The organism is Saccharomonospora sp. NPDC046836 (assembly GCF_040645195.1).
Lineage (GTDB): Bacteria > Actinomycetota > Actinomycetes > Mycobacteriales > Pseudonocardiaceae > Prauserella_A.
In genome coordinates this window covers 23,546-46,667 of sequence record NZ_JBEYXW010000015.1, presented here as the reverse complement: position 1 = coordinate 46,667, position 23,122 = coordinate 23,546, and the positions used below count along the sequence as shown (strand labels likewise).

Below are 23,122 nucleotides of genomic sequence, written 5' to 3'. Positions count from 1 at the left end.
CGTTTCTCCGTATCTTCTTGTTGTGACAGGTCAGTTCCGGCCGAGGCCGGCCACGATGGTGTCGGTGTTCGCGCGCATCATGTCCACATAGGTCGGTGCTCCACCGTCGGGTCCGGTGAGCGACTCGGAGTACAGCGGCAGCACGCGCACCCGTACTCCGGCCTGATCGGCGAGTACGCGCGCCAGCCGGTCGGGCTGGGAGGAGTCGGCGAAGATCGCGCCGACCCCGGCTGCGCGGACGGTCCCGGCGAGCTCGCTCAGGTCCGACGCGCTCGGCGACGCGAGTGTCGTGCCGCTCGGCACGACCGCGCCGACGACCTCGAACCCGTAGCGCTCGGCCAGATAGCCGAACACGTGATGGTTGGTGACGAGCTTGCGCTGCTGCACGGGAATCACGGCGAACCTCGCCGTCATCCAGCGATCCAGCTCGTCCACCCGCTCCAGGTACGCGGCGGCGTTGGCGCGGATCACGGTGTCGTCGACGCCGCCGACGTCGCGCACGACCCGCTCGGTGATGGCCTCGACCGCAGTACGCACCCGGCGGGGGTCGGTCCAGAAGTGCGGATCCGGCTCGCCCGCCTGCTCGTCGCCGCGGTAGCGGATCGGGTCCACCTGCTCACCGACCGCCACGGTGGGCACTCCTGCCGTCGCCGCGGCGTCGACGTTACGCTGTACGCCCTCCTCCAAGCCGAGTCCGTTGTAGACGATCAGCTCGGCCTGTTCGAGCCGCGCCGCCTCCTGCGCCGAGATCGCGAACGAGTGCGGGTCGGTGTTCGGCTTCATCAGCACGGTCACCTGCGTCTGGTCACCGACGACGGCACGGGTGAGGTCGCCGAGGATGTTGGTCGTCACCACCACACCGCCTTCGCCGGAACCGGCGGTGGTGCACCCTGCGATCGCCAGCAGCAGGACGAGGCATAGTGCGCGCAGTCTGGCCGTCATCGGCCCGTCTCCACGATGTGCGACGGCGTGATGTCCAGCTCGAAGATGCGGGCGACGCGGAGGTCGTCGTTGTAGTCGATCTCGTACACGCGGCGTGCCGCGGGATCGTTGACGTAGGCGCGGCTGGTGTCGACCTGGATCACCGGTGCGATACCGCTGGGCACCGGTTCGTCGAGCAGTGGCCTGCTCGCGGTCCGCTCGCCGGTGGCCGGGTCGTGGGCATGCAGCACGCCGTCGGGGGTGAGGACCAGCAGCGGCCCGCCCTCACCGACGGCGTTGACGGCCACGACCGGTCCGGTCTCCAGCAGGGTCCAGGCGTGTGCGGCCACGTCGAGGGACCAGACGCCACGCTCACCCGCCGGCGCGGCCGGCGTCGCACTGCCCGGTCTGTGCGTGAACTCGCGTGCCCGCTCGGGCTCGGTGACCGGCCAGGGATACCGAATCTTCTCGCCAACCAGCTCGCCGTCGTCCTCCCGCACGAGCAGTGCGCCGTCAGTACAGCCGAACACGACGCCACGCCGGGTCACCGCGGTGCCGTCGGCCGCGGGGCACGGTTCACTGATGGTGGCGAGCGGCGCCCCGTCGCGGTCGTGGATCGCGACGCCGTCCCCGGAGGCCACGAGCAGGCGTTGCTCGAACGGCACGGCGACCCCGTCGAGCGCGGGGCCGAGTCGGGTGCCGCCATCCTCCACTGTGGACCGGTCGAGTACGGTCGTGGTGCCATTCGCCAGCGTGACCGCGGTGATGGCCGCGTCGGTGTGCGCCGCCACCGCGTGTCCCGCGAGTGTTCCGGTGGACCTGATCTCGGCGCGGTAGTAGTGGACGTGGTCGCCGTGGTCGACCATCCAGGCGCCGCCGTCGACCACATGCGTCGTACCACCCGCCGCGAGGTAGGCGAAACGGCCGTCGGTGCTGACGCGCTCGACAGCGGCGATGTCGTCGAGGCGCGTGACCTCCTCGGTCAGCAGGTCGAGCACGCGGACCGCGCCGGTTGCGGCGTCGGCGAGCACCAGCCGCGACTGGGCTTCGGCGGTCTCCTCGGCGCCCTCCACGTAGCCGTGTGGCACATCCACGACGGGTTCGGTGGGCTCGCCGGCGCAGGCGGTCAGCAGCAACCCGGTGGTCAGTGCCAGCACGGTGGCTCTGTGATGTCGTCTCACGGTCAGTATGCGATCCCTTCTTCAGTGCTGCTGCGGATGAGGCGTTCGCGCACGCGGGCGGCGAGTGCGGAGACGAAGAACAGCGCCACGGCGACGGCGGCGATCGTGGCGCCGGCGGCGGTACCCCAGTGCCACGACACGAGCAGCCCGGTGCCGGTCGCGAGGCAGCCGAGCAGCGCGGCACCGAACATGATCAGCGGAATGCGGGAGGCCCAGAACATCGCGGCGGCGGGCGGCGCAATGAGCAGGCCGAACACGAGCAGCGTGCCGACGACGTGGAACGACGCGACGATCGCGAGCGTGAGCAGGCCGAGCAGAGCACCGTGGGCGAGGCGTGGCCGCAGCCCCAGGGTGTGGGCCGTGCGGGTGTCGAAGCTGAGCGCCACGAACGCGCGGTACCCGAGCAGTGAAACGGCGGCGGCCACGGCGAGCGCGCCGGCGAGCTGGGCTAGGTCCCGCTCGCGGACGGCGAGCACGTCGCCGAACAGGAAGCCGGTGAGGTCCACCGCGAACGACTGCGAGTGCGAGACGATGATGACCCCGGTCGCGAGCATGCCCACGAACAGCAGGCCGATGGCGGTGTCCTGGGAGAACCGGCGGGAGGGTCCCAGCGCGGTCACCCCGAGCGCCATCACTCCGGCGCTGAGCGCGGCGCCCACGAGCAGGTTGCCGCCCGCGAGCGAGGCGAGCGCGACACCGGGCAGCATCCCGTGCGACATCGCGTCGCCGAGGAACGCCATCCCGCGCAGCACGACCCACGTCCCGGCGAGCGCGCAGATGAGCGACACCAGAACTCCGCCCCACAGCGCCCGTTGGACGAACGAGACCTCGAACGGGGCGAACAACCATTCCACGGCCAGGAACCTATAATGAAAACGATTGTCGTTTCAAATAGAGGTGTCATGACACACAGTGAACGCATGGCTGGAGTCCGGATCGACGCGCTGTCGGCGGGATACGCAGGAAGGGTGGTACTGCACGGGATCAGCGCACGCCTGCCGTCCGCGAGCATCACGGCGATCGCCGGCCCGAATGGCTCCGGGAAGTCCACCTTGCTGGGCGCCGTCGCCGGTGTGGTGCCGCCTGGCTCGGGGTCGGTGGTCCTGCCCGGCGGAACGCGTCCCGCGTTCGTGGTGCAGCGCAGCGCGGTGTCCGACCGGCTGCCCATCACGGTGCGCGAGACGGTCGCCATGGGCCGCTGGGCGCATAGCGGACCGTGGCGGCGACTATCCGAAGAGGACCATGTCATCGTGGCGGACGCGCTGGCGCGACTGGGAATCGCCGATCTCGCGCGGCGCAGACTCGGGTCCCTCTCCGGTGGCCAGCGGCAGCGCGCACTCGTCGCGCAGGGTCTCGCGCAGCGCGCGGATGTGCTCCTGCTGGATGAACCCACGACCGGACTCGACGGGCCCGCGAGAGAAGCCATCACGGACGCACTCGCCGGCGAGGCCGCGCGCGGCGCGGCCGTGGTGCACGTTACCCATGACCTCGCCGAGGCCGACCGCGCCGATCACTGCCTGCTGCTCGGCAAAGGGCGGCTGCTCGCCGAAGGGCCGCCTGCCGGGGTGCTCACCGCGGACGCGCTCGACACGGCATGGGGACTGCGGCGATAGGGAGGTCATAGCACCGGCCTGCGTGACACCGGCGCTGACAGGGCTTGCCCCGGTCGGCTACGCTCGGCTGTGCTGGTGGTTCATCCCGGCCCATACGGCAGGGATGAGGTAACAGGGAACCCGGTGTGAGTCCGGGACTGCCCCGCAGCGGTGAGTGGGAACGACCGCCGTCATGAAGCACTGGGCACAGGGGTGTCTGGGAAGCGATGGCCAGTAGGTCCGCCGGTAACGGTGGGTGCCCGCGAGTCCGAAGACCTGCCGCCGGTCCGTGCGCCACCTGGCGTGCGGGACGCCTGGGCCTCGTGGGAAGGCTGGTGCGAACGGCGGCACGCCACGTGTCGTGTTCTCGCCTGCCCTCGTCGTGGTCCCGGGCGCTGACGAGCGAGCTCGCGAGGAGAGAGCCGGATGATCGCACCTCTACCGCCCATCGGATCGACCGTACTGGGCTACCCCCGGATCGGCGGCCGGCGGGAACTGAAACGCGCTGTCGAGGACTACTGGGCCGGGCGGATCGACCAGGGTCAGCTCCAGGCCGCAGCACGCGACCTACGCGCGCGGACGTGGGCCGAGCTGGCGCAGGCCGGTCTGGACTCCGTGCCGGGCAACACGTTCTCCTACTACGACCACATGCTGGACACCGCCATGCTGTTCGGGGCGGTGCCATCGCGGTTCCACGACCTGGGTCTGTCCGAGTTGGACACCTACTTCGCGATGGCCCGCGGTCGCGACGGTGTCGCGCCGCTGGAGCTCACCAAGTGGTTCGACACCAACTACCACTACCTGGTTCCCGAGCTGCTGCCGGAAACCCGGTTCACCCTCGCCGGCGACAAGCCGATCGCCGAGTATCGTGAAGCCGCCGAGCAGGGTGTCAGCACCCGGCCGGTCCTGGTCGGCCCGCTCACGTTCCTGCTGCTGGCCAAGCCCGCAGCTGGGGCGCCCGAGGGCTTCACACCCCTGGACCTACTGGACCCGCTGCTCGACGGCTACGCCGATGTGCTCGCGCGGCTGGCCGAGGCTGGTGTTGCCTGGGTGCAGCTGGACGAGCCCGCGTTCGTCGCGGACCGCACCGACGCCGAGCTGGCCGCCTTGGCGCGCGCCTACGAGCGTCTGGGTTCCCTCACCACACGGCCCGGCGTGCTTGTCGCAGGTTACTTCGGTGATTTCGGCGCTGCGCTGCCCGTGCTCGCGGATACCCCGGTGGAGGCTGTCGCGGTCGATCTCGTCGCGGGGGCGGGGGCCACGGACCGGATCGCGTCGATCGGTGGGCTGCGGGACAAGACCGTCGTGGCTGGTGTCGTGGACGGCCGCAACGTCTGGCGTACCGACCTGGAGGCCGCCGCGTCGACCTGCGCGAGCCTGCTCGGCTCGGTCGGGTCACTGGCAGTGTCGACCTCGTGCTCACTACTGCACGTGCCTTACGACCTCGACGCCGAGACCGCGCTACCGGCCGTGCTCCTGGAACGGCTTGCCTTCGCCCGCCAGAAGGTCGCCGAGGTCGTGCTCCTCGGCCAGGCCCTGAGCACTGGCTCGCCCGAGGTGACCGCCCGGATCGCACAGGTGAGTCAGATCGTGCGCCGGGGTCGTGCGACCGAACCCCGTAACGATCGCGTGCGTGGCCGGATCGCCGCGCTCCGCCCGCAGCACCGCCACCGCGCTCCCTACGCCGAGCGTGCCGTTGCGCAGCGAGAGCGGCTGGGACTCCCACCGCTGGCCACGACGACGATCGGCTCGTTCCCGCAGACCGCCGACGTCCGGCGTGCCCGCGCGGACCTGCGCGCCGGCCGCATCGACAAGAACACCTACGCCGGCCACATGCGTGCCGAAATCCGGCGGGTCGTCGAGCTGCAGGAGGACATCGGCCTGGATGTGCTGGTGCACGGGGAACCCGAACGCAACGACATGGTGCAGTACTTCGCTGAGCAGCTCGACGGCTTCGCCGCCACCGAGCACGGCTGGGTGCAGTCCTACGGCTCCCGCTGTGTCCGCCCACCGATCCTGCACGGTGACGTGTCCCGCCCGAAGCCGATGACGCTGGACTGGATCACCTACGCCCAGTCCCTGACCGCCAAACCCGTGAAAGGCATGCTGACCGGACCGGTCACGATTCTGGCCTGGTCGTTCGTCCGGGACGACCAGCCACTGTCCGTCACCGCCGACCAGGTCGCCCTCGCGCTGCGCGACGAGGTCCACGACCTGGAGGGCGCGGGGATCCGGATCGTGCAGGTCGACGAACCGGCCCTGCGGGAACTGCTGCCCCTGCGCGCCGAGGAACGAAAGTCCTATCTGGACTGGTCGGTTGGCGCCTTCCGGCTGGCCACAGCGGGCGCCGCCGCCTCGACGCAGATCCACACGCACCTGTGCTACTCCGAGTTCGGCGATGTCATCGACGCGATCGACGATCTCGACGCCGACGTCACCACCATCGAAGCCGCGCGCTCGCGCATGGAGGTGCTGACCGACCTGCGCGCCATCGGGTTCGCTCGCGGTGTCGGCCCCGGCGTGTACGACATCCACTCACCGCGCGTACCCGGCACCCGTGAGCTGGTCGAACTGCTCCACGCCGCCGCCACGACGGTGCCATCGGAGCGGCTCTGGGCCAACCCGGACTGTGGCCTCAAGACCCGAGGCTATGCCGAGGTTGAACCCGCGCTGCGCAACATCGTGGCCGCGGTGGGCGAAGTTCGGGAACGACTCCGCTGAATCGAGCCGTGCCGGCCACCGCGGGCTTCCCGCGGTGGCCAGCGGGCGTTCGAAGTGGACAGTGCCATGACGTGGGAGGTCAGAAGGTCTCCACATCGCGTTGCGGGGTTGCCGCCGGGCGGGCGGCGGAGGCGGCCAGTGAGGCCGCGGCGACCAGGATGAGGACGAAGATCAGGGCGTGGCGCAGCCCGACGGCTTCGCCGAGCAGACCGAGAACCGGCGGCCCGACGAGGAAGGCGACGTACCCGACGGTTGCGGCGAGGGCAACCCGGGCTGCGGGATCGTCACCGGAGTCGCCCGCGGCGGACAGCGCGACCGGGAACCCCAGTGACGCCCCCACACCCCACAAGATCACCGCGGCAGCTGCCAGGGGCTGGTTGTCGGCGAAGATCACCAGGGCCAGACCTGCGGCGCCGATCAGAGCGCTCGCGCGCAGGACGCTCGCGCGGCCGAACGTGTCGACGAACCAGCCTCCGGCGAAGCGGCCCACCGTCATCGACGCGGCGAACACGGCATACACCGCCGAGCCCAGAGCGGCGTCGAAACCGTGACCGTCGACCATGACCAGCGGAAGCCAGTCGTTCGCGGTTCCTTCCGCGAGCGCCAGCGCCAGGATGATGCACCCGATCAGCAGCAGACGCGAGTCCTTCCACACCGCAGGCCGCGAACGGCGCTCTGCTGACTGTGCGGCATCGCGCGCACGACGTCCCACCCCCGACGGTACGAACCGGATGGCCAGGACGCCGGCAACCAGCACGAGGACGGCGACCAGAAGCAGATGAGCCAGGACGGGGAAGGAGATTGCGGTCAACGTCATCCCGACCGCTGCCCCCACAACGGTGCCCAGGCTGAAGAACCCGTGCAGTGCCGGCAACATCGACCGGTCCAGAATGCGTTCGAGCTCGGCACCCTCGACGTTCATGGCGACCTCACCGCCGCCCATGCCGAACCCGAAGGTCGCGAGCCCCACGGCCACGACGACGTCCTGTGCTGCGGCGGCGCCGAGACCGATCATGCCGACCCCGAGCGCCACCCCGGTCACGCCCAGGCGCATTACTGGTCGCGTGCCCCACCTGGCCACCAGGGCACCCGAGGACAGAATCCCGATCATCGAACCGGCCGACAGACCAAACAGGATGAAACCCATCTGTGCCGTGGAGGCTCCCAGCAGGTCACGAACGTCCGGCGTGCGGGTGACCCACGAGGAGATCCCCAAGCCGGGCAACAGGAACAGCCCGAACAGCGCATTACGGCGCTGGAGCGGCTTGCCGATCACACCACGCTCCCGACGACGAACAGCCAAAGACTGTACAATCGTACACACTTGGCTGGGTACAGTCATGCAAGCCCAGCTGAGCGTTTGGACACAGGGCGGCACAGGAAAGATCGACGAGTATGGGCGGAACACGGCGACAGGTACCGAACGACCCTCAGCGCAGGGAGCGGATTCTCGACAGCGCATTGGAGGTCATCGCCGACCATGGCGTGCACAAGACGACCCACCGGCGCATCGCCGCCCGCGCCCAGGTGCCCCTCGGGTCGCTGACCTACTACTTCGAGGGGCTCGACGACATCCTCGAAAAGGCGTTCGCCCGCCTCGCCGATGCCATGTCAGAGAGCTACCGCACAGCTCTGTACGACGCGACGAACACGCAGGAAGCGTGCGCGGCTGTGGTGGACCTGATCTGCGGACCCGAGTACGCCACACCTCGCCGCATGACCCTCATCTTCGAGATGTACTCCTACGCCAACCACAACCGTGCCGTCGCCGCGATCACCCGCGAATGGCTCCAGCGCAGTCACGACAGCCTCGCCCTGCACTTTCCCCCGGATGCCTGCGCCGCCATCGACGCGCTCATCGAAGGCTGGCCCATGCACCAGACGTTTCAGCAGCGCCCGCTCAGCCGTGACCTCGTCCACGCCACCATCACCGCGATCGCCGACATGGCCCACGTCAGGTAGCAGGCCGGAGGCCGACGGCCGTGGCGTTCGGCCAAGCCGAGACGAGCCGCCAAACGGGACTGTTAGCCCGCTCACCGGCCACCACCACAAGCTGCGCCGACCGCGCCATAAACCCCGCCTGGGATCCACATTGGACACAGTGCAGCGCGGTCCAGAGAGACGATTCTGCGCGGACCCTGGCCGTGGTCGACGCCGTGGCTGCAGTCGCTCGAGAGCTGGGCCGCGAGCCCGCCTCGATCGCCCTGGCATGGCTGCTCGCCAAGCACGGAGTCGCGTCCGTCATCGTCGGCCCGCGCACGGTCGACCACCTCCGTGGAAACCTGGCGGCACTAGGGGAGGCGCTGCCCGAGGACGTCGTCGCCCAGCTGGACGCGGCATCCACCGCCACCCTCATCGACCCCGTCAACGGCGGTGCCTACCCGGTCGAGGCCGCGCGCTGACCCCATCGAGACACGCCTGCTTCCAGTGCTGAGCGTCGACGCTCAGCGCTGGCAGCAGTTCGCGTATTCCGTAGCAAGAGAGGGCGCAAGAGAGGGCCGCTGAGCGTATAGGGAATGTCAGCGACCGCGGGTGTAGGAGCGGCTAAACCGTTGCCCGCCCTCGACGAGGCGTCGGGCGGGCCGCGTACCAGGAATAGCCCCGGCGATAGCGGTGGGCACGGCCGGACAGTTCCAGCGACACTCCGCCGTTGCGTGGGTTCGCCACCCGCTCGAGGATCGTGACGGTCAGACCCGAGCATGCGAGGTTGAGCGCGGTCAGCAAGCCGGCCAGCGACCCGCCGACGTCGATGCGCGGGCTTAGCAGGTCAGGTGAGGTTTGTGGTGAAGAACTCGGTGAGCTTCTCGATGGCGGGGGCCACGAACTCGTCCTTGTAGTACAGGTCCATGTGCGAGGCGCCCTCGATCTCGAACAGCTCGGCGGTCGGGCCGACCTGCGCGACGGCGTCGTCGGAGAAGTGACGGGTGTCCGACTCGGTGCCGACGATCATCAGCAGCGGCCGGGGGGCGATCCAGTCCTGGTGCTCGAACGGCCTGAAATGCGCGAGCACGTCGAACTGGAGCAGTCCCCAGCCGATGGAGTTGGGGTGCGCGCCGATGCCGTCGACGTAATAGTCGTAGGACTCGCGGAACATGCTGCGCTCCGGATATGCCTGCGCCTCGGCCTGAGTGCCAGGGTTGACGTGGGTGAGGAACGCGCCTTCACCCTTGCCTTCGAGGTTGCGCAGCACGCCGGCCTGGTTGAGGAGGAAGTCGCGCACCTCCGGGTCCTGCAGCAGCTCGCCCGCGGGGTCAACGGCGCTCACCGTGGCGACGGCGCGCATGCGGCGATCGGTCTGGGCGGTATAGGAGACGTAGCTGCCGCCCGCGCACACACCGAGGATGCCGACGCGCTGCTCGTCCACGAAAGACCGGGTCGAGAGAAACGTGATGGCGCTGCGAATGTCCTCTGCGCGCTGGAACGGGTCCTCCAGGTACCGCGGCTCGCCGCCGCTCTCGCCCTGACGTGCTGCGTCGAAGGTGAGGGTGGCGAAGCCCTTCTTGGACAGCTCCTCGGCGTAGCGGCCCGCGGTCTGCTCCTTCACGCCACCAGCGGGGTGGGCGACGACTACACCGGCCAGCGTGCCCCCGTCGTAGTCATCCGGGAGGTACAAAACGCCCGACAGTGGGATGTCGTGGCTCGAAAAGGTGACATTGGTTCTCATTGCGGTTCTCCGTCGTTCACTGTGCCCCTGAGTGGGATCGGAGCCGCGATCCGAAGCGGAACGGGCGATTCGATTAGAACTATACGGAACACCTGATCCGTTTGTCAACCGGGTCGCCATTTGAGTCCTGCGAACCTCTTCCAGCAGCAGGAACGGATGAATCGCTTCACCGATTTCGGGCACGCTGAGCTGGATGTCCGCGAACTTCGCAGGGCTGGACGGGTTTTGCGATCGCCGTGGTCTCAGCGAACCCGGAAGCCGTCGAACACGACATCGAGCGTGCGTATGCGCAGGGTCTCGTTCCACTGCTGGCGGTCGGCGGCCAGGCACAACGCGGTGATCAGCGCGATCACCTCCGGCAGCTCGACATCGGGTCGCACCGCTCCGGCGTCCTGGGCGCGGCCCAGCAGCACCTGGGTCGCGTCTTCCAGATCACGGCGCATGGGCGCGGTGCCGGCCTTGGGGTCGAGGCCGGCCTCGGCGAGGGAGTCCACAAGCGCCTTACGCGCGGAATCCGTTGCGGCTGCGGGTCGAAAGTCCCTGCTGGCCTGAACACAAACGACTGACCTTGGGTGCTGGCGCGGCGCCCGGCCGAGGGGGATCGCCGAACACCGCGCCTTCACCGGAGGAGATCTGTCCGAAGTGGACTACTCGAACCGGTGCTCGGGCATCCTCACCGAGCTGCGTGGTTGTCGGCCAGCCGGGCCAGTACTTCTTGTGCGGTAAGGGAACCGGCGGTGGTGAGCTCGAGATTCGCCAGCGAGGCGGCATGCACGGCGTCGTCGGCCGCGGTCACGCAGTCACTGACCACGTGCACGGTCAACCCGAGATCGGTGGCGTGGCGCGCGGTCTGCTCGACGGTGAGATTCGTGGCCACCCCGGTCAGGAACACTGTGTCGATGCCGCGTTCGGTGAGCAGGGCGGGCAGATCGTTGCCGGCGAGACCAGACAACTTCTGGTTGTCGATGGTGTGCGCGCCGTCGGCCATTTCCGGGATCAGCCGGCTGCCTGGTGCGTCCGGGCGGAACGCCTCCTGCGCCTCACCGACGGCCTGCATGAAGCCGGTGTTGCGCACCAGCGCGCCCTCACCCTCGGGGATCGTGAAGCAGGTGAAGAAAACCGGTGCTCCCGCCGCGCTGGCCGCTTCATGAAAACGAACCGCACGCCCCACCACGCCGCTGCGGGCGACCGGTTCACTGAGCATCTGCCCGAAGAACCCTTCCGGCTTAATAACGTTGACCTGCCAGTGCAAGCCCAGAACGGCTGCACGCCCGGAACTGATCGTCATGCCCACACAGTGCCCGAAATACCGATGGCCGTCCACCTGCTTGAACGCGCCGCAAAAGTCGCCGGCGAGGGTGCGGGCCGAGTGCGGGAAAGCACACCGGTGATCACGCTGGTGCGGGCTCCAACGCGGCCACACCGCTGTCCTGGGGCTGTGGTGACACACGCTGTTCGGTGGCGTCGATGTAGGCATGCAGGGCCTGGCGGGTGCGGACGAGCGTGGTGATGTGCTGGTCCATTCCATGCAGCCGTGCTCGCAAGGTGTCCAGAAGTTCGGGGCAGGGTTCGAGGTCGGGGCCCGCGCCGGTGGCGCAGGGCAGCAGGTACTCGATGTCCTGGGTCGAGAGCCCCGCGTCGAGCAGCTTCCTGATCTGGGTCACGGTCAGGACGGCATCGTCGGTGTACTCGCGGTAGCCGTTGGCGGCGCGCCTTGGTTCGAGCAGGCCCTGGGCCTCGTAGTACCGCAGTTGATGCGTGTTGACTCCGGTCCGCCGGCTCAGCTCCCCGATCAGCATGCGCCTTCCTCCTTGACCTTCATATCGATGTGAAGGTTGAGGATTCTGCCATGACCAACCCCACCTCGAACGATCACACGACGCACAAGCCCGTGACGGTCCTGGGCCTTGGCCTGATGGGCCAGGCGCTGGCCGGCGCGTTCCTGCGCGGCGGGCACCCCACGACCGTGTGGAACCGCACGGCAGCGAAGGCGGAACACCTTGTCGCGCAGGGGGCGACACTCGCCGACTCCGTAGCCGACGCCGTGGCGGCCAGCCCGCTTGTGGTGGTCTGCGTCTCGGACTACGACGCTGTGGGCGAGCTGCTCGACACGCTGGGCGATGTCCTCGAAGGCCGGACGCTGGTGAACCTGACCTCGGGCAACTCGCAGGCGGCCAGGGAAACCGCCGAGTGGGCGGCGCAACGGGGCATCGACTACCTCGACGGCACGATCATGGCCATCCCTCAGGGCATCGGGACGGCGGACGCCGCCATTCTCTACAGCGGCCCGCGGTCGGTCTTCGACCGACACGAGTCCGCGCTGCGGAAACTCGGCACGGAAATGTATCTCGGCGGCGATCACGGCCTGTCGGCGCTGCACGAAATGGCCGTGCTGGGTCTGATGTGGAGCATCCTGAACGGGTTCCTGCACGGCGCCGCGGTGCTCGGTGCGGCCGGGGTGGGCGCCGCGTCGTTCGCGCCGCTCGCGAAGACGGGGATCGATACCGTGACCGGCTGGTTGACCGGCTACGCGCAGCAGATCGACGACAACGCCTACCCGGCGCTCGACTCCACCCTCGACACGCACCTGGCCGCGATGGAACACCTCATCCACGAAAGCGAGTTCCTCGGTGTCAACACGGAACTTCCCAGGTTCATCAAGGCACTGGCCGACCGCGCCGTGGCCGAGGGGCGCGGTGGCGACGGTTACGCGGTGATGATCGACCAGTTCCGCACGCCGTCTTCAGGAGCGGTCGTGACCAGCGCACCGTTCGACCCGCACACGCTGCTGGCGGAAAGCCGGCTCGGCGTGCTCGCGACGATCAAATCGGACGGTCGCCCGCAGCTCTCGCCCGTCACGCCCTTCTACCGCAGGGAAGCCAGCGTCATCTACGTGTCGATGACCGAGGGACGAGCCAAGACGGTGAACCTCCGGCGGGACCCGCGAGCCACGCTGGAGGTCACCAGCCCTGACGGCTGGGCGTGGGCCACCGCCGAGGGCACGGTGACCCTCACCGGCCCGGGGACGGACCCCCATGGCCCCGAGGTCGAGGCGCTGGTGGACTACTACCGGCTCGCCGCCGGAGAACACCCGGACTGGGATGAGTACCGGTCGGTGATGGTGTCCGACCGCAGGGTGCTGATGACGATGACCGTCGACCATGTGTACGGTGCCGAGATCCGCTGAGCCCGATCCGGACGCCAGCCCGCTATCGTCGGCGGCCTTGCGCTACCTGGTGCGCCAGCCCGCCACCGCCCACCAGCCCAGCCCCGAGGCGACCCGCCCGTTCGGGCTGCGCGGCGCGGCCGCCGCAGCGACGCCGGTGCGGCGGGAGTTCCGCTACTGCACCGCGCCGCAGGTCGCTGTCGACGAGCACGGCCGCCCGCTGGTCGAGACGATGGGCAAGGACTCGAAGACCAAGTCCTCCACCGACGGCGATGAGGGCCCGGAGGAGAACTGGGGCTTGGAAGAGTCGTGAGGGGCGGCGTTCATGGACCTCCGCCACACAGGGCAGCAACCCGGCCGGGTTCCGCGTCGGGCGGGACCACCATCAGGCCGAGTACCGCACGACCGGTCTGGATCCGAATACCCCGTGGACGTCGCTGCTGTTCTGGTTCCTCGCCTCGTTCGACCTCGGCGGCGATATCGCCTATGGCTACACCATTCCCGAGGGCGGCGCGATCCCCGCCCACTCTCAGACCGCGCCAACCGCGTCCTGGATCGCCACCCCGGACGGCTCCTGGGCCGAGATCACCCTCGTCAGCCAGGACGGACGCCACGCGGTCGCCGAAGGCGGACCGCGCCGCCTCTGGAGTCTCGTCGAGCACGCGCACCACACGTGGACCGACCTCGGCCGACCCGGCTGGGACTCCTTCGGACTCACGGTCACGCCCGAGACTCACACGGTGTGGTTCGACCAGGCCGGCAGCGACCACACCTGGCAGGCAGCGCTCAGCCGGCAGTTCCGTTAGTTGCCCATTGACATGTGCCGGACCGGGAAAGTGACCGAGTTGGCGATGAAACACGCTTCGTGGGCCTGGTGGTGCAGTGCCTGGGTTTTGTCGATCATGCCCGGTTCGGATGTGCTGGCGCGGTGACCGCGGCGTGGGTGGACACGAAGGTCCGCGTACTCGGCAGCTCCCGCTCGGTGACCTGCTGCCCGCTTCCGTAGTCGCCGAGCACGATCTCAGCAGGAAAGTCGGCAGGTAGCTCGCTCTGCGGCCGCTCCGCAGCCATGATGTCGGTGCTGCCGTACATGCGCCGGAGGAGGCGGAGGTGGCTCAATGACGACGACAGCGCGGCTTCGGGCGCTGGTCGCGGTGGCCGAGACCGGCTCGGTACGTGCGGCGGCGCAGCGGCTTGTGCTGACCGAGTCGGCGGTGTCCGCGGCGGTCGGCGCGCTGACCAAGGACGTCGGCGTGCCGCTCGTCGAACGCGAGGGCCGGGGTCTGCGGCTGACTCCCGCCGGGCACACGTTCGCCGGATACGCGCGGACCATCCTCGGCCTGCACGACGAGGCCGTTGCGGCGGCCCGCGGTGACATCGACCCGAACCGCGGCCGGATCCGGCTGGCCGCGGTGACCACGGCCGCCGACCACGTGCTTCCCACCGCGCTCGCCGGATTCCGCTCCCAGTACCCGGATGTCCAGCTCCGCCTGGATGTCGCGGCGAGCGAGCAGGTCTGGGCACTGCTGGACACCCATGAGACCGATGTGGTGATCGCAGGGCGGCCCCCGCAGTGGCTGGGCGGCATCGTCGTACAGGCGATGCGGGACAACGAACTGCTGGCGGTGGCGGCGCCGCCGGTTGCAGCGGACTTCGACACCGAGGACACCACCTGGCTGCTCCGTGAGACCGGATCGGGGACGCGGGCGGCCTGCGAGGCGTTGTTGTCGGCGATGGAGGTGGAGCCGCCCCGGCTCACGCTCGGCTCCAACGGTGCCGTCGTGGCCGGAGCGGTGGCCGGGCTCGGAGTCACACTCGTGTCCCGCGACGCGATCACCCGCCAGCTCGCGGACGGTGAACTCGTGCCGGTGCCGCTACCGGCAACCCCGCTGTCCCGCCCGTGGCATGTAGTGACCCACCGGCAGGTGTCGGCAACCGTCGCCCTGTTCGTCGAGCACCTGCTGGCCAGCGGCGCGAACAGCGAGCCGCGCTGGCGCAGGCCGCGAAGTTCCCCCGCCCGTTCCACCCGCCGGGGGAGCTGACCGGCACGCCTCGCGCCTACGGTTGTCGCACATGAACACCACCGATCCGGCGACCACGGCAGCCACCATGATGGCGCCGGGCCACGGAATCCTCGCCGCCGACGAGAGCGTCGCCACCATGTCAAGGCGCCTGGTGGTGGCCGGGGTGCCCGCGACGGGGGAGAACCGGCGAGCCTACCGGGAACTGTTGGTGACCACACCCGGCCTTGCCGACGGGATCAGCGGGGTCATCCTGTGCGAGGAGACGTTTGGACAGTCGCTTTCGGACGGTCGCCCGTTCCCTCAAGCCCTCGCGGATATGGGTGTTCTTCCGGGGATCAAAGTAGACACCGGAACGACGCCACTGGCGGGCAGCATGGTCGAGAAGGTCACCGAGGGCTTGGACGGGCTGGGCGGACGGCTCGACCGGTTCGCGGAACTGGGCGCACGCTTCGCGAAGTGGCGGGCGGTCATCGTGATCGGCGATGGCCTGCCGAGCCGGCGCGCCCGCCATGCCAACGCACATGCCCTCGCACGCTATGCGCGCCTGTGCCAGGCGGCGGGGCTGGTACCGATCGTCGAACCGGAGGTGCTCATGGACGGCCCGCACCCCATCAGCCACTGCGCGGCGGCCACGGCGCTGACACTGGCCGACGTGTTCGCCGAGCTTCGCGCGTTCGGAGTGCGGCTGGACGGCATCGTGCTCAAACCGAACATGGTGCTGCCGGGCGCGGATTCCGGTGACGTCGCCGAACCCGATGAGGTAGCCAGAGCCACCGTCGGGACCCTGCAGACCGTCGTGCCGCCCGACGTTGCCGGGGTGGCGTTCCTGTCCGGTGGGCAGCGCCCCGCCACGGCGACCGCCAACCTCGCCGCCATCCGCCGCCTGCCGACCCCATGGCCGGTCACCTTCTCGTTCGGGCGGGCGCTGGTGGCCCCGGCGCTTGCGGCCTGGGCAGGTCGCCCGGACCAGGTGGCGGCGGGGCAGTGGGCACTGGCGAGCCGGATCGGCCACAACACCGCGGTACTGACCGACCGCGGGCCGCTCGTGCGCGCGGGGGACTAGCGCGGGCTCTCCCTCGGCACGCGGGCGATCACCCTCGTGCCGGCGCCTGGCCGGGACTCCACTTCGAGGCGGCCGCCGATCAGCTCCGCGCGCTCGGCCATGCTGGTCATGCCGTAGCCACCCGCGGCGGGGTCGCCGCCCGATGACCTGCCGTTGCGGTCGAAACCGCAACCGGCGTCACTGACCTGCAGCACCACGTCGTTGCCTGCGTGGTGCAGGCTCAGGCCGGCGTCACGGGTGCCTGCGTGTTTCAGCACGTTCTGCAGTGCCTCCTGCGCGATGCGGTAGATCGCGATTTCGGCATGTTCGGGCAGTTCGCACTGGTCGACGTCGAGCACGACGTCGAGTCCAGGGATGGAACGCGCCAGGCTCGTCAGGCTGTCGGCAAGGCCGAGATCGTCGAGTACCGGCGGGCGCAGGCCGCTGATCGCCGCCCGTGTCTCATCGAGCGTGAGGTCGGCCAGCTCGCGGGCCCGGTTCAGCTGCGTGGCGGCGAACCCGGTGCCGTCCGGGCCGGGATCGGCCAGCGCGTCACTCGCCGCGTTCAAATGGAACCGCAGGCTCACCAGGCGCTGCGTGATGCCGTCGTGAATGTCGGCTGCCAGCCGCTGCCGCTCGGCCTCCTGCGCCGCGATCACCTGCTCGGTGAACCGTTCGTGCGCACGTTCGCGCGCGGCCAGCCGGCGATGTGTCCTCGCCTGGTGGATCGCGCCGGCGAGCAGGGTGCCGATCGAGGTGAGCAGCCGGACGTCCCGCTCGGTGAACTCGCGACGCGCGTGCGTGTGCACGTTGAGCACCCCGGCCAGCCCGCCCGGCCTGCTCGCCATGGGCACCGACACCAGCGACGTGTAGTCCTCACCGCGCAGCTGCGGGAAGTACCGGTAGCGCGGGTCGTCGTCCTTGTTCGCCACGATGACGACCGGTTCCCGCCTGCTCGCAGTCCAGCCCGCCACGCCCTCACCGAGCTGCAGCCGCACGCGCCCGACCTGCGAGTCGAACGGCGGGGTGGCGCCGGCCAGTGTCAGCGACCGGTCGGTGTCGTCGAGCACGTGCACGAAACACACGTCCGTCGAGGTCGCGGCGACGATGAGGTCGGCGACCCGCGCCGCGAGCAGTTCCAGCTCGGGGCCCGCCGAGATCGCGTCGATGATGCCGACGAGCAGCGCGTTCTCCCGCGCCGGGTCCGCAAGGCCGAGCCCGGTCATTGGAAAATCCCTTCCCGCAGCGCGAATGCCACCGCGCCGGCCCTGTCGCCGACGCCCAGCTTGCGGAAGATCGCCCGCACATGGGTCTTGACGGTCTCCTCACCGAGCACCAGCCGCGCCGCGATCGCCCGGTTGGACAGCCCGGCGACCAGGTGGCCGAGCACCTCGCTCTCCCGCTGGGTCAGGCCGAGATGGGCGCCCGGCCAGAACTCGCCTGCCTGCAGGCGTGCCGCGGACGAGACCGCGCGGCCGGCCATGCTCGGATCCACCACCGTCTGACCCGCCGCGGCGAGCTCCAGCTGCCGGACCAGGCTCTCGCTGTCGATGGACTTGAGCAGGTACCCCGCCGCGCCGGCACGTACCGCCTGGAACAGGTACTGCTCATCGTCGTAGGCGCTGAGCAACACCACCCGCCGTTTCGGGTCGGCTGCCACCAGCCGCTGGCACAGATCGAGGCCGCTGGCGGAGCCGCGTAACCGCACGTCGGTCACGACGATGTCCGGGTCCAGCGACGACACCAGCGGTTCCGCCTCGTCCGCGCCGATGGCCTGCCCGACGACGCGGACCCGGCCACGGAACCGGGCGAGCAGCGCTTTGAGCCCCTCGAGAACCATCTCGTGATCATCGACGAGCACCAGACGCAGCGGCCGGGTCTGCATGAGCGCAGGGTACGCATTTTCCGCCGGTGCGTGGCCTGCCGAGGCCGGTCCACGGCGAATCCCCCGGCCAACCCCCTGCGCGTGGGATGGGTACGGCGCGCACGGCGCATACGGTCGGTTTTCTCAGCGAGCTTCGAGGAGGCCAGGGATGCCACGGATCGTTCCCTCGGTGCTGCCGGCGAACTTCGCCCGCCTCGGCACGGAGTGCCGCGCTCTGCAGGACGCCGGTGCCGACCGGATTCAGTGGGATGTCATGGACGGGCGTTTCGTGCCGAACCTGACGATGGGGCCGGACATCATCGCCGCCGCGCGTGCCGAGGTGCAGCTGGAGTTCGAGGCCCATCTGATGGTCGAGGAGCCCGACCGGATGTTGCCGCGCTGGGTCGAAGCCGGGTGCGGCCTGGTCATCGTCCACGTGGAGGCGTGCCGGCACCTGCATCGCACCCTGGCGCGCGTGCGCGACCTCGGGGCCCGCGCGGGGGTGGCGCTGAACCCGGCGACCCCGCTGTGCGCGATCAGCAACGTGCTCGATCTGGTGGATCTCGTGCTGGTGATGACCGTCGACCCCGGCTTCGGCGGGCAGTGCTATCTGTCCTCGATGGAGCCCAAGATCTCCTCGGCGCGGGCCTTCCTCGCGACGACAGAGCGGGAGATCGAACTCGAGGTGGACGGCGGTATCGGCCGAACGACCATCACCGGCGCGGCGCGCGCGGGCGCCACGACGTTCTGTGCCGGCAGCGCCCTGTTCACACAACGCACGAGCTTTACCACGGAAATCGCCGAGCTTCGCAGGCTGGCCATGGTGGCCGACGCCGGCATGGGGCGGGCGGCATAACAGAGGCCGGCTGCACGGCCACCCGGATTCGGAGGTGCGCAACGACATGCCAACCAAGCTGATCATGCTGCAGCGTTACGCCGAACAGCAGGCGAGCCGTCGTCCCGTGATGATCGCCATCGCGGGAGACAGCGCAGCGGGCAAGACGACGCTCACGGCCGGGATCGCGACCGCACTGGGACCCGACCGGGTCACCGCCGTCTGTGTCGACGACTACCACCGCTACGACCGGGAGGAGCGCAAGACACTGCCGTTCACGGCGCTGCACCCGGACTGCAACTACGTGCAGATCATGGAGCAGCACCTGCAGTTGCTCGCCACCGGACAGCCCGTCCTCAAACCGGTCTACGATCACGACACCGGCAGGCTGACCCGCCCCGAGCTGGTCGAACCACGCGAGTTCGTCCTTGTCGAAGGGCTGCTTCCGTTGCACACCAAGCTCACCAGGGCCTGCTTCGACATCACGATCTATCTCGACCCGCCCGAGGAGATCCGCCGAGGATGGAAGGTCAAGCGGGACACGGAGAAACGCGGCTACACCGCCGACCAGGTGCTGGCCGAGCTCGCACGCAGGGAGCCCGAGTCCGCCGCCCATATCCGCCCGCAACGGGAGTTCGCCGACCTCGTCCTGCGGTTCGCGCCGATACCGACCCGCCAGGACCCGCCCGGCACGCCGCTGTCCGCGGAGTTGCTGCTGCGGCCGACCATCCGGCACCCGGACCTGTCCGCGGTACTCGACGACAGCGAGCGGCGGGCAATCCACCTGCGCATGCGCCGGGACGTCGACGGGCGACCGGTCGACGCATTGCACATCCACGGATACGCACCCGCGGAGGAGAGCCGGCTGGTGCGTAAGGCGATCTGGTCGCGGCTGGGCGTCGAGGCAGGGGACCCGCCGGAGCTGTTGGGCGACCTGGGCAACGGTCAGCGCAGCGAGCCACTCGCCATCACGCAGCTCCTGTTGCTGTACCACATGCTGGGCGCGGCCCGGTGACTATGAGGCGAACACCCGGCTGGCCAGGAAGTCCTCCGGCTCGAAACGCATCAGGTCGTCGCGGCCCCAGCGGCGCCCTTCGGCGGACAGTAGGCGGTTCGCCTGCCGCAGGCGCGCGCGTTCGAGCGCGTTACGGACGCTGCGTGCGTTGGCGAACCTCGGTTGCCGGGTACGGCGTTCGAGGTAGTCACGAAACGTCTGCTCGGCCTGCTCGGAAAACCGGAAGCTCTCCCGCTCCAGCAGCAGTGTCGCGATCGCCATCAGCTCGTCGATGTCGTAGTCGGGGAAGTCGATGTGGTGCGCGATGCGCGAGCTGAAGCCGGGGTTGGAGCCGAAGAACTGCTCCATCCGGTCGCGGTAGCCTGCCAGGATCACCACGATCTCGTCCCGCTGGTTCTCCATGACCTGCAGCAGGATCTCGATCGCCTCTTGGCCGTAGTCTCGCTCGTTGTCGGTGCGATGCAGGTGATACGCCTCGTCGATGAACAGCACTCCACCCATCGCGCGCTTGAGTACCTCCTTCGTTTTCGGCGCCGTGTGCCCGATGTACTGGCCGACGAGATCGTCCCGGGTGACGGCGACGAGGTGGCCTCGCTCGAGATAGCCGAGGCGGTGCAACAGGTCCGCCATCCGCATCGCCACCGTGGTCTTGCCCGTCCCGGGGCTGCCGGTGAACGACATGTGCAGGTTCGGTCTGGACGCGCTCAGGCCGAACCGCGCCCGCATCCGGTCGACCAGCAGAAGTGCTGCGATCTCCCGGATGCGGGTCTTCACCTGCGCCAGCCCGACGAGCTCCCGGTCGAGCATGTCCAGCACCGCGTCGATGTCGGTCGCCTTGCGTTCGGCAGCAAGGTCGACCGTGTCGTCACTGCCCAGCGGCGGCGGTGCCTCGGCTGCGGGCCCGTCTTCCGCCGCCGGTGCAGGCCCGCGCATGTCGAAGCCGGGGCGCTGCGAGCCGGTCATGTTCCGGTGCCTCCGTAGCGTTCACCGGCGGGCCGGTCGGCCGCATACGGGTGCAGTGCATAGCCGATCCGCCGGTCGCTGCCCTCGTGCCGGTCCAGCCGGAACCCCGGCTCGGCGGCGGGCCGGTTCACCAGGAACGACAGGGCGATCGTCTGCCTGCCGTACCCGGCGTCGAATGCGGTGACCCGGATGTAACAGTCCGGGTAAGCCCGCCGGCATTCGTTGACCTCGTAGAGCACCCCGGCCGCGTCGTGCAGATCGAACATGGGCAGGCCCCACATGTCCCAGTAATGGTTGCGCGGGTGCGGGTCGTCGGTGAACTCGACCGACAAGGCCCAGCCGGAGTCCAATGCGTACTGAACCTGTTTGGTGATCTCTTCGTCGGTCAGGTCGGGCAGATAGGAGAAAGTTCCTTGGGTGATACGCATGATCAGCTCACCCCCAGCGGGGTTACCACCACGTCGGGTGTGTCGGTCGAGGCGTAGTCGAAGGTGACATCGCCCCATGTGGACAGTGCCACGTCGAGTTCCCTGCTGTGTTTTGCCGCGGCCCGCAGGATATCCGTGCCCTCGGCCAGGTAGTCGCGACCTTCGTTGCGTGCTTTGATCATCGCCTCTAGCGCGACACGGTTGGCGGTCGCTCCGGCCGCGATGCCCATGGGATGGCCGATGGTGCCGCCGCCGAACTGCAGCACGACGTCCTCGCCGAGGTGGTGCAGCAGCTGGTGCATCTGGCCGGCATGGATCCCACCCGATGCGACCGGCATGACGCCGGGCGTGGACGCCCAGTCCTGCTCGAAGTACAGGCCCTTGGCGGGATCGGGCGCGACCGTGTTCAGGCGCAGGGTGTCGTAGTACCCGGCGACCGAGTTCGGGTCGCCTTCCAGCTTGCCGACGACCGTTCCGGCGTGGAGGTGGTCGACGCCTGCCAGCCGCATCCATTTGGCGATCACACGGAAGTTCACGCCGTGGTTCTTCTGCCGGGTGTAGGTGGAGTGACCGGCGCGGTGCAGGTGCAGGATGACGCCGTTGCGCCGGGCCCATTTCGCCATCGACTGGATGGCCGTGTAGCCGACGGTCAGGTCGATCATGACGATGACGCTCCCGAGTTCCTTGGCGAACTCGGCCCGCTCGTACATGTCCTCCATCGTCGCCGCGGTGACGTTCAGGTAGTGGCCTTTGATCTCACCGGTCTCCGCCTGCGCCCGGTTGACCGCCTCCATGCAGGACAGGAACCGGTCGCGCCACCGCATGAACGGCTGGGAGTTGATGTTCTCGTCGTCCTTGGTGAAGTCCAGCCCGCCACGCAGTGCCTCGAACACCACCCGGCCGTAGTTGCGCGCGGACAGCCCCAGCTTGGGTTTCACCGTCGCGCCCAGCAGGGGCCTGCCGTACTTGCTGAGGTACTCCCGTTCGGTCACGATGCCGTGCGCGGGGCCCTGGAAGGTCTTGATGTAGTGCGGCGGGATCCGCATGTCCTCCAAGCGCAACGCTTTCAGTGCCTTGAAACCGAACACGTTGCCGATCACCGAGGAGGTCAGGTTGGCGACCGATCCTTCCTCGAACAGGTCGAGTTCGTAGGCGATGTAGGCCAGGTAGGAGCCGTGACCGCCGTTGCTGCCTGGCACGGCCTCCACCCGGTAACACTTGCCCTGGTAGCGGTCATACGAGGTGAGCCGGTCGGTCCACACGACCGTCCAGGTCGCAGTGGACGACTCGCCAGCGACCGCGGCACCCGCTTCCTCCGGTGGTACCCCCTCCTGGGGCGTGACCCGGAACGCGGCCAGTACGTCGGTCGGTTTCGGTTCGTAGTCGGGCTGCCAGTAGCCCATCTCGGCGTAGGGAATCACGCCGGCGCCCCAACGTTGGGTGCGGTCGCCGTTGGCGGTCATGGCAGTTCCTCCGCTTCGTTACAGGCAGTACCTCACCATCGTGAGCGCCGGACACTGTTGCGCACCAGCAAGAGTTCTGCGCGAAAGTTGAGCGAAAGGTTGATGGTGAAGCGAGGGCGGAAAATGTCCACAAGAGACTTCACGTCGGCGGGCGTGAACGCCACTGTCGTCCGCCGACCCGGGTCTCGAATGCGTCTACCAGCAGCTATAGGCCGAATGGGTTCATACCTCGTGCCGTTGCCC

At 69.1% G+C, this 23,122-nt stretch carries 25 protein-coding genes, 1 pseudogene and 1 riboswitch; of the genes and pseudogenes, 12 read left to right on the top strand and 14 right to left on the bottom strand.

The features are described from left to right. Nucleotides 1-30: 30 nt before the first annotated feature. Genes aztC through aztB form a run of 3 tightly spaced genes read right to left on the bottom strand, consistent with a single transcriptional unit; the run spans nucleotide 31 to nucleotide 2,956 of the window. The gene (gene aztC, locus ABZ863_RS18405; protein ID WP_358536904.1) at nucleotides 31-942 is read right to left on the bottom strand and encodes a zinc ABC transporter substrate-binding protein AztC; all 912 of its coding nucleotides are present in this window, start codon (nucleotides 940-942) and stop codon (nucleotides 31-33) included. Further along, nucleotides 939-2,102, bottom strand: a complete 1,164-nt coding sequence (locus ABZ863_RS18400; protein WP_358536902.1) for a hypothetical protein — start codon at nucleotides 2,100-2,102, stop codon at nucleotides 939-941. The genes aztC and ABZ863_RS18400 overlap by 4 nt, the downstream gene beginning before the upstream one ends. Nucleotides 2,103-2,104: 2 nt before the next feature. Continuing rightward, nucleotides 2,105-2,956, bottom strand: a complete 852-nt coding sequence (gene aztB / locus ABZ863_RS18395; protein ID WP_358536899.1) for a zinc ABC transporter permease AztB — start codon at nucleotides 2,954-2,956, stop codon at nucleotides 2,105-2,107. Between the two features lie 66 nt (nucleotides 2,957-3,022). On the opposite strand from aztB, the gene aztA reads away from it, so the two are divergent. Both aztA and metE read left to right on the top strand, forming a co-directional pair. Next, nucleotides 3,023-3,715 (top strand): zinc ABC transporter ATP-binding protein AztA, encoded by a 693-nt coding sequence (gene aztA / locus ABZ863_RS18390; protein ID WP_358536897.1) that lies wholly within the window; start codon nucleotides 3,023-3,025, stop codon nucleotides 3,713-3,715. 59 nt (nucleotides 3,716-3,774) lie between these two features. After that, nucleotides 3,775-3,993, top strand: a riboswitch (cobalamin riboswitch). A 127-nt stretch (nucleotides 3,994-4,120) separates the two neighbouring features. After that, complete coding sequence (metE, locus tag ABZ863_RS18385) at nucleotides 4,121-6,415, top strand: 5-methyltetrahydropteroyltriglutamate--homocysteine S-methyltransferase (RefSeq protein WP_358536894.1); 2,295 nt, start codon at nucleotides 4,121-4,123, stop codon at nucleotides 6,413-6,415. 79 nt (nucleotides 6,416-6,494) lie between these two features. On the opposite strand, the gene ABZ863_RS18380 is transcribed toward metE, so the two are convergent. Continuing rightward, nucleotides 6,495-7,691, bottom strand: a complete 1,197-nt coding sequence (locus ABZ863_RS18380; RefSeq protein WP_358536892.1) for an MFS transporter — start codon at nucleotides 7,689-7,691, stop codon at nucleotides 6,495-6,497. A 119-nt stretch (nucleotides 7,692-7,810) separates the two neighbouring features. On the opposite strand from ABZ863_RS18380, the gene ABZ863_RS18375 reads away from it, so the two are divergent. Together ABZ863_RS18375 and ABZ863_RS18370 are read left to right on the top strand one after the other, a co-directional pair. After that, nucleotides 7,811-8,377, top strand: a complete 567-nt coding sequence (locus ABZ863_RS18375; protein ID WP_358536890.1) for a TetR family transcriptional regulator — start codon at nucleotides 7,811-7,813, stop codon at nucleotides 8,375-8,377. A gap of 20 nt (nucleotides 8,378-8,397) precedes the next feature. After that, complete coding sequence (locus ABZ863_RS18370) at nucleotides 8,398-8,817, top strand: aldo/keto reductase (protein WP_358536888.1); 420 nt, start codon at nucleotides 8,398-8,400, stop codon at nucleotides 8,815-8,817. 365 nt (nucleotides 8,818-9,182) lie between these two features. Here ABZ863_RS18370 and ABZ863_RS18365 read toward each other — a convergent pair whose 3' ends face one another. From ABZ863_RS18365 to ABZ863_RS18350, 4 genes are all read right to left on the bottom strand, one after another. Next, nucleotides 9,183-10,079, bottom strand: a complete 897-nt coding sequence (locus tag ABZ863_RS18365; protein WP_358536886.1) for an alpha/beta hydrolase — start codon at nucleotides 10,077-10,079, stop codon at nucleotides 9,183-9,185. 242 nt (nucleotides 10,080-10,321) lie between these two features. After that, on the bottom strand, nucleotides 10,322-10,702 hold the full coding sequence (locus ABZ863_RS18360; protein WP_358536885.1) for a hypothetical protein: 381 nt from the start codon (nucleotides 10,700-10,702) through the stop codon (nucleotides 10,322-10,324). A gap of 50 nt (nucleotides 10,703-10,752) precedes the next feature. Then, the gene (locus tag ABZ863_RS18355) at nucleotides 10,753-11,367 is read right to left on the bottom strand and encodes a cysteine hydrolase (RefSeq protein ID WP_358536883.1); all 615 of its coding nucleotides are present in this window, start codon (nucleotides 11,365-11,367) and stop codon (nucleotides 10,753-10,755) included. A gap of 103 nt (nucleotides 11,368-11,470) precedes the next feature. Continuing rightward, the gene (locus ABZ863_RS18350; protein WP_358536877.1) at nucleotides 11,471-11,878 is read right to left on the bottom strand and encodes a MerR family transcriptional regulator; all 408 of its coding nucleotides are present in this window, start codon (nucleotides 11,876-11,878) and stop codon (nucleotides 11,471-11,473) included. 50 nt (nucleotides 11,879-11,928) lie between these two features. On the opposite strand from ABZ863_RS18350, the pseudogene ABZ863_RS18345 reads away from it, so the two are divergent. The 4 genes and pseudogenes from ABZ863_RS18345 to ABZ863_RS18330 all read left to right on the top strand — a co-directional run. After that, a pseudogene (locus tag ABZ863_RS18345) lies at nucleotides 11,929-12,801 on the top strand (NAD(P)-binding domain-containing protein); the annotation flags it as partial. Next, nucleotides 12,796-13,266, top strand: coding sequence for a PPOX class F420-dependent oxidoreductase (locus tag ABZ863_RS18340; RefSeq protein WP_358537133.1), 471 nt, complete (start codon nucleotides 12,796-12,798; stop codon nucleotides 13,264-13,266). The pseudogene ABZ863_RS18345 and the gene ABZ863_RS18340, both read left to right, overlap by 6 nt. Then, nucleotides 13,250-13,558: a putative ATP-grasp-modified RiPP gene (gene tgmA, locus ABZ863_RS18335; RefSeq protein ID WP_358536875.1), complete on the top strand. Its 309-nt coding sequence runs from the start codon at nucleotides 13,250-13,252 to the stop codon at nucleotides 13,556-13,558. Before ABZ863_RS18340 ends, tgmA begins: the two co-directional genes overlap by 17 nt. Continuing rightward, nucleotides 13,518-14,051: a hypothetical protein gene (locus tag ABZ863_RS18330; protein ID WP_358536873.1), complete on the top strand. Its 534-nt coding sequence runs from the start codon at nucleotides 13,518-13,520 to the stop codon at nucleotides 14,049-14,051. Before tgmA ends, ABZ863_RS18330 begins: the two co-directional genes overlap by 41 nt. A gap of 94 nt (nucleotides 14,052-14,145) precedes the next feature. Here ABZ863_RS18330 and ABZ863_RS18325 read toward each other — a convergent pair whose 3' ends face one another. Continuing rightward, complete coding sequence (locus tag ABZ863_RS18325) at nucleotides 14,146-14,337, bottom strand: hypothetical protein (protein ID WP_358536871.1); 192 nt, start codon at nucleotides 14,335-14,337, stop codon at nucleotides 14,146-14,148. A gap of 26 nt (nucleotides 14,338-14,363) precedes the next feature. Between ABZ863_RS18325 and ABZ863_RS18320 the strand changes: the two genes are divergently transcribed. Next, nucleotides 14,364-15,287, top strand: a complete 924-nt coding sequence (locus ABZ863_RS18320; protein ID WP_358536869.1) for a LysR family transcriptional regulator — start codon at nucleotides 14,364-14,366, stop codon at nucleotides 15,285-15,287. A 31-nt stretch (nucleotides 15,288-15,318) separates the two neighbouring features. Next, on the top strand, nucleotides 15,319-16,332 hold the full coding sequence (locus tag ABZ863_RS18315) for a class I fructose-bisphosphate aldolase (protein ID WP_358536867.1): 1,014 nt from the start codon (nucleotides 15,319-15,321) through the stop codon (nucleotides 16,330-16,332). Here ABZ863_RS18315 and ABZ863_RS18310 read toward each other — a convergent pair. Both ABZ863_RS18310 and ABZ863_RS18305 read right to left on the bottom strand, forming a co-directional pair. Beyond that, a complete protein-coding gene (locus ABZ863_RS18310) occupies nucleotides 16,329-17,537 on the bottom strand; it encodes a GAF domain-containing protein (RefSeq protein WP_358536865.1) in 1,209 nt (402 codons plus the stop codon). The genes ABZ863_RS18315 and ABZ863_RS18310 overlap by 4 nt on opposite strands. Then, nucleotides 17,534-18,196: a response regulator transcription factor gene (locus ABZ863_RS18305; protein ID WP_358536863.1), complete on the bottom strand. Its 663-nt coding sequence runs from the start codon at nucleotides 18,194-18,196 to the stop codon at nucleotides 17,534-17,536. The genes ABZ863_RS18310 and ABZ863_RS18305 overlap by 4 nt, the downstream gene beginning before the upstream one ends. A gap of 148 nt (nucleotides 18,197-18,344) precedes the next feature. On the opposite strand from ABZ863_RS18305, the gene rpe reads away from it, so the two are divergent. Both rpe and ABZ863_RS18295 read left to right on the top strand, forming a co-directional pair. Further along, the gene (rpe, locus tag ABZ863_RS18300) at nucleotides 18,345-19,031 is read left to right on the top strand and encodes a ribulose-phosphate 3-epimerase (RefSeq protein ID WP_358536861.1); all 687 of its coding nucleotides are present in this window, start codon (nucleotides 18,345-18,347) and stop codon (nucleotides 19,029-19,031) included. 46 nt (nucleotides 19,032-19,077) lie between these two features. Further along, nucleotides 19,078-20,025 carry a phosphoribulokinase gene (locus ABZ863_RS18295; protein WP_358536858.1) on the top strand — a complete coding sequence of 316 codons (948 nt, stop codon included), beginning with the start codon at nucleotides 19,078-19,080 and terminating at the stop codon, nucleotides 20,023-20,025. Here the strand turns inward: ABZ863_RS18295 and cbbX are convergent, their stop codons facing one another. Genes cbbX through ABZ863_RS18280 form a run of 3 tightly spaced genes read right to left on the bottom strand, consistent with a single transcriptional unit; the run spans nucleotide 20,026 to nucleotide 22,879 of the window. Further along, entirely contained in the window at nucleotides 20,026-20,988 is a 963-nt protein-coding gene (gene cbbX / locus ABZ863_RS18290; protein WP_358536856.1) for a CbbX protein, read from the bottom strand. It lies immediately after the preceding gene. Beyond that, nucleotides 20,985-21,416: a ribulose bisphosphate carboxylase small subunit gene (locus tag ABZ863_RS18285; protein ID WP_358536854.1), complete on the bottom strand. Its 432-nt coding sequence runs from the start codon at nucleotides 21,414-21,416 to the stop codon at nucleotides 20,985-20,987. Before ABZ863_RS18285 ends, cbbX begins: the two co-directional genes overlap by 4 nt. 2 nt (nucleotides 21,417-21,418) lie before the next feature. Next, the gene (locus ABZ863_RS18280; RefSeq protein ID WP_358536851.1) at nucleotides 21,419-22,879 is read right to left on the bottom strand and encodes a form I ribulose bisphosphate carboxylase large subunit; all 1,461 of its coding nucleotides are present in this window, start codon (nucleotides 22,877-22,879) and stop codon (nucleotides 21,419-21,421) included. Between the last annotated feature and the right edge of the window lie 243 nt (nucleotides 22,880-23,122).

What these genes read in the sequence shown, in the direction of transcription:
- aztC (WP_358536904.1), bottom strand. Translation starts at nt 942, where the DNA reads ATGACGGCCAGACTGCGCGCACTATGCCTCGTCCTGCTGCTGGCGATC.
- aztA (WP_358536897.1), top strand. Translation starts at nt 3,023, where the DNA reads ATGGCTGGAGTCCGGATCGACGCGCTGTCGGCGGGATACGCAGGAAGG.
- metE (WP_358536894.1), top strand. Translation starts at nt 4,121, where the DNA reads ATGATCGCACCTCTACCGCCCATCGGATCGACCGTACTGGGCTACCCC.
- ABZ863_RS18375 (WP_358536890.1), top strand. Translation starts at nt 7,811, where the DNA reads ATGGGCGGAACACGGCGACAGGTACCGAACGACCCTCAGCGCAGGGAG.
- ABZ863_RS18365 (WP_358536886.1), bottom strand. Translation starts at nt 10,079, where the DNA reads ATGAGAACCAATGTCACCTTTTCGAGCCACGACATCCCACTGTCGGGC.
- ABZ863_RS18355 (WP_358536883.1), bottom strand. Translation starts at nt 11,367, where the DNA reads ATGACGATCAGTTCCGGGCGTGCAGCCGTTCTGGGCTTGCACTGGCAG.
- ABZ863_RS18350 (WP_358536877.1), bottom strand. Translation starts at nt 11,878, where the DNA reads ATGCTGATCGGGGAGCTGAGCCGGCGGACCGGAGTCAACACGCATCAA.
- ABZ863_RS18340 (WP_358537133.1), top strand. Translation starts at nt 12,796, where the DNA reads ATGATCGACCAGTTCCGCACGCCGTCTTCAGGAGCGGTCGTGACCAGC.
- ABZ863_RS18330 (WP_358536873.1), top strand. Translation starts at nt 13,518, where the DNA reads ATGAGGGCCCGGAGGAGAACTGGGGCTTGGAAGAGTCGTGAGGGGCGG.
- ABZ863_RS18325 (WP_358536871.1), bottom strand. Translation starts at nt 14,337, where the DNA reads ATGTACGGCAGCACCGACATCATGGCTGCGGAGCGGCCGCAGAGCGAG.
- ABZ863_RS18320 (WP_358536869.1), top strand. Translation starts at nt 14,364, where the DNA reads ATGACGACGACAGCGCGGCTTCGGGCGCTGGTCGCGGTGGCCGAGACC.
- ABZ863_RS18315 (WP_358536867.1), top strand. Translation starts at nt 15,319, where the DNA reads ATGAACACCACCGATCCGGCGACCACGGCAGCCACCATGATGGCGCCG.
- ABZ863_RS18310 (WP_358536865.1), bottom strand. Translation starts at nt 17,537, where the DNA reads ATGACCGGGCTCGGCCTTGCGGACCCGGCGCGGGAGAACGCGCTGCTC.
- ABZ863_RS18305 (WP_358536863.1), bottom strand. Translation starts at nt 18,196, where the DNA reads ATGCAGACCCGGCCGCTGCGTCTGGTGCTCGTCGATGATCACGAGATG.
- rpe (WP_358536861.1), top strand. Translation starts at nt 18,345, where the DNA reads ATGCCACGGATCGTTCCCTCGGTGCTGCCGGCGAACTTCGCCCGCCTC.
- ABZ863_RS18295 (WP_358536858.1), top strand. Translation starts at nt 19,078, where the DNA reads ATGCCAACCAAGCTGATCATGCTGCAGCGTTACGCCGAACAGCAGGCG.
- cbbX (WP_358536856.1), bottom strand. Translation starts at nt 20,988, where the DNA reads ATGACCGGCTCGCAGCGCCCCGGCTTCGACATGCGCGGGCCTGCACCG.
- ABZ863_RS18285 (WP_358536854.1), bottom strand. Translation starts at nt 21,416, where the DNA reads ATGCGTATCACCCAAGGAACTTTCTCCTATCTGCCCGACCTGACCGAC.
- ABZ863_RS18280 (WP_358536851.1), bottom strand. Translation starts at nt 22,879, where the DNA reads ATGACCGCCAACGGCGACCGCACCCAACGTTGGGGCGCCGGCGTGATT.